General features: G+C 66.9%; 5 protein-coding genes. 1 reads left to right on the top strand and 4 read right to left on the bottom strand.

The features are described 5' to 3' along the window. Positions 1-519 precede the first annotated feature (519 nt). The 4 genes from ACZ5C2_RS38560 to ACZ5C2_RS38545 all read right to left on the bottom strand — a co-directional run bounded on the left by ACZ5C2_RS38560 (position 520) and on the right by ACZ5C2_RS38545 (position 2,230). A complete protein-coding gene (locus ACZ5C2_RS38560) occupies positions 520-915 on the bottom strand; it encodes a hypothetical protein (RefSeq protein WP_468801628.1) in 396 nt (131 codons plus the stop codon). Then, positions 915-1,169 (bottom strand): helicase associated domain-containing protein, encoded by a 255-nt coding sequence (locus tag ACZ5C2_RS38555; RefSeq protein ID WP_468801627.1) that lies wholly within the window; start codon positions 1,167-1,169, stop codon positions 915-917. Before ACZ5C2_RS38555 ends, ACZ5C2_RS38560 begins: the two co-directional genes overlap by 1 nt. Before the next feature lie 128 nt (positions 1,170-1,297). Continuing rightward, positions 1,298-1,915 (bottom strand): IS3 family transposase, encoded by a 618-nt coding sequence (locus ACZ5C2_RS38550; RefSeq protein ID WP_468801625.1) that lies wholly within the window; start codon positions 1,913-1,915, stop codon positions 1,298-1,300. Positions 1,916-1,942: 27 nt separating this feature from the next. Continuing rightward, complete coding sequence (locus tag ACZ5C2_RS38545) at positions 1,943-2,230, bottom strand: transposase (RefSeq protein ID WP_468801623.1); 288 nt, start codon at positions 2,228-2,230, stop codon at positions 1,943-1,945. Between ACZ5C2_RS38545 and ACZ5C2_RS38540 the strand changes: the two genes are divergently transcribed. Continuing rightward, positions 2,229-2,413, top strand: a 185-nt coding sequence (locus tag ACZ5C2_RS38540) for a hypothetical protein (protein ID WP_468801621.1), incomplete at its 3' end; no start/stop codon positions are given. The genes ACZ5C2_RS38545 and ACZ5C2_RS38540 overlap by 2 nt on opposite strands.

Genomic DNA, 2,413 nt, shown 5'->3' with positions numbered 1-2,413 from the left:
CAGAAGGCGTGGATCAACGACCCCGCCAAGCGTAGGGAACCGACACCACAGATCTCATAGCATCACAAACGTCTCACTGGACTTGAAATCTTCCGGAACCCCCGGGCATCGCACCCCAGTGCGTGTAGGGCCTGGCACGACGCTGCTGCGGGGGGTGGGGCGACAGTTACCTTCCGGCTGGCTCCGGGCTGGAGGATGGCTAAGTGGTGCGTTGGCGCCCTCAAACTGTGGCAATCTGGGTTCCGTTGGGGGGATCAACTGATGATCAATTACGCGTGCACGGCGTGTCCTTTTCAGGCTGAAGGTCTCGAAGATCTCCAGCGGCACTCACAAGAGACGGGCCACGTCGGCATCTGCAAGAGCGAGGCCGCGTCAACTGGAGGCAAGCTCTCCAAGCTCACCAAGCGTCTGGTGGTAGCTCAGGGCGCGACCCTTACTGCCCTCGGAGCCTCCATCTGGGCATGCACGTACCTGTACGCCAAGTGGCAGGTCGCAGAAGATGAGATCGCCTACCTGAAGTCACCCAGTGGTGCAGGCCGCAACCTCAAGAACCAGGACAAGGGTCGAGACATAGAGTGAGCTGCCCCAGTGCGGTTCCTCCATCGAGGTCTCGTGACCGTCGGGCAGGACGCAGATCCGCCCCCAGTTGCCGTGCGTGCCCGCGCAGACCTCGATGAGCCGGGCCGCGTCGCCACCCGCCACGGCCTGGTCGTAGCGGTCCTGGAACGGCTGGAGACGGGCGCACAGCTCCAGGCCGAGCTCCGTCTCCGCCGCCTCCACTTGGGCCCGCGCCGCCTGCACCCCGGCGTCGGACAGCGCAGTCGAGATGACGTCCTCCGCCTCCGCGAAGGCCCTGGTGCTGGCGTGCCGACGCACAGCGTCCTGCACGCGCCGCTCTTCCTCGGGTGCGGTCATCACGCCGCTCCTTCCGTGGCCGCCCACTCCAGCCCGAGGCCGGCGAGCGCGGCGAGCTTGTCGACGGTCAGCTTGGGCCGGCGGCTCTTGCTGTTGGTGAGGAACACCCCGAGCTTGACCTCCGTCCCGTCCGGCAACGCCTCTACGTGGGCCCTGGGGACCTTCGTAGAGCCCCGTGCGGTCTTGTACTGCGCCAGGGCCGCAACGCCCCTTTCGAAGGCGCTCACGGGCGTCGTGGACGGATCTGCGGACACGTCCGGCTCCACTGGGGCCGGAGCCGCGGCGAGCCGGGCAACGCCGACGGCCTCGAGGCGCTCGCGCTGCCCGTCGGCCAGGGCCAGCCCACACCTGAAGTTCCCCCCGCGAACTGGACAGCGGGTGTTTACGCTGCCGGGACGAGGTTCTGCCTGAGCAGGGATCTCGTTTCGAGCGGGGTGACGTACCCGTAGTCGGGGTGCCGACGGAGCCGGCTGCGGTTGTACTCGACCTCGACGTAGCGGAAAACGTCGGCCCGGGCGGCCTCGCGGGTCTCCCACACGGTCGTCCCGATCTCCGCTTTCAGGATGGCGAACCAGCTTTCCGCGGCGGCATTATCGTAACAAGAGCCGACGCGCCCCATCGACTGCCTCATGCACAACTTGCGTATTTCGCTGCGGAGTTCGTCACTCGTGTACTCGCTGCCGCGATCCGTATGCATGACGCAACCCTGCTCCAGGCCGCCACGCCCGGCTGCCATCCGCAAGGCGGCGACCGGCAGCTCGGCGCGGTGGTGGTCGGCCATCGCCCAGCCGACCACCTCCCGCGTCGCGAGATCGATACAGGTCGCCAGATACAACTTCCCTTCCAGCGTGCTGAGTTCAGTCATGTCGCCGACAAGCCGCATCCCGGGCCGGGGCGCGGTGAAGTCCCGGCCGATCAGGTCGAGCGCGAACACCGCCCGCTTCGCCTGCCGGGGCAACGCTGTGACCTGCAGGATTACCCTCCGACGCCTTCTCCGCATCGATGAAACGACACCGTGCCACGGTGTCTACCTCATCTTGTCCTGAGCGAAGAAGGCGGTCGCTTTTCCCAGCACCTCGATCGTGGCCTCCTGCTCGCGAACCTTCCGCCGCAGCCGGACCAGCTCCTCACGCTCCGCAGTGGTCAAAGCCCCGGCGGGTCCCTCACCGCGGTCGACCTTCGCCTGCTTCACCCACCCGCGCAGCCCTTCCGGACTCACGCCCGGATCCCTCGCGACCTCGGTGACCGTCTTCTCCGAGGACAACGCCAAGGCGACCGCGTCCCGCTTGAACTCGGCCGTGTACCGCTTACTCATGTTGCTCTTGCCACTCACTACCTGTGACTGCTTCCTCCGGGACCATCCGTCCCAGTATCAAGCTGTCCGGTCGGCAGGGGGAACCTCAATCGCGCTCGTCGACTCCTCGGGCAAGACGGTCACCGCCGTCGCCCGGGAACTCGGCATCAGCTCCGAGTCCCTGCGCGGCTGGTACCGCCGGGC

It is taken from the genome of Streptomyces sp. NPDC031365 (assembly GCF_055569765.1).
The sequence above is the reverse complement of the archived record's forward strand: the minus strand, read 5'-3'. Positions and strand labels throughout refer to the sequence as shown.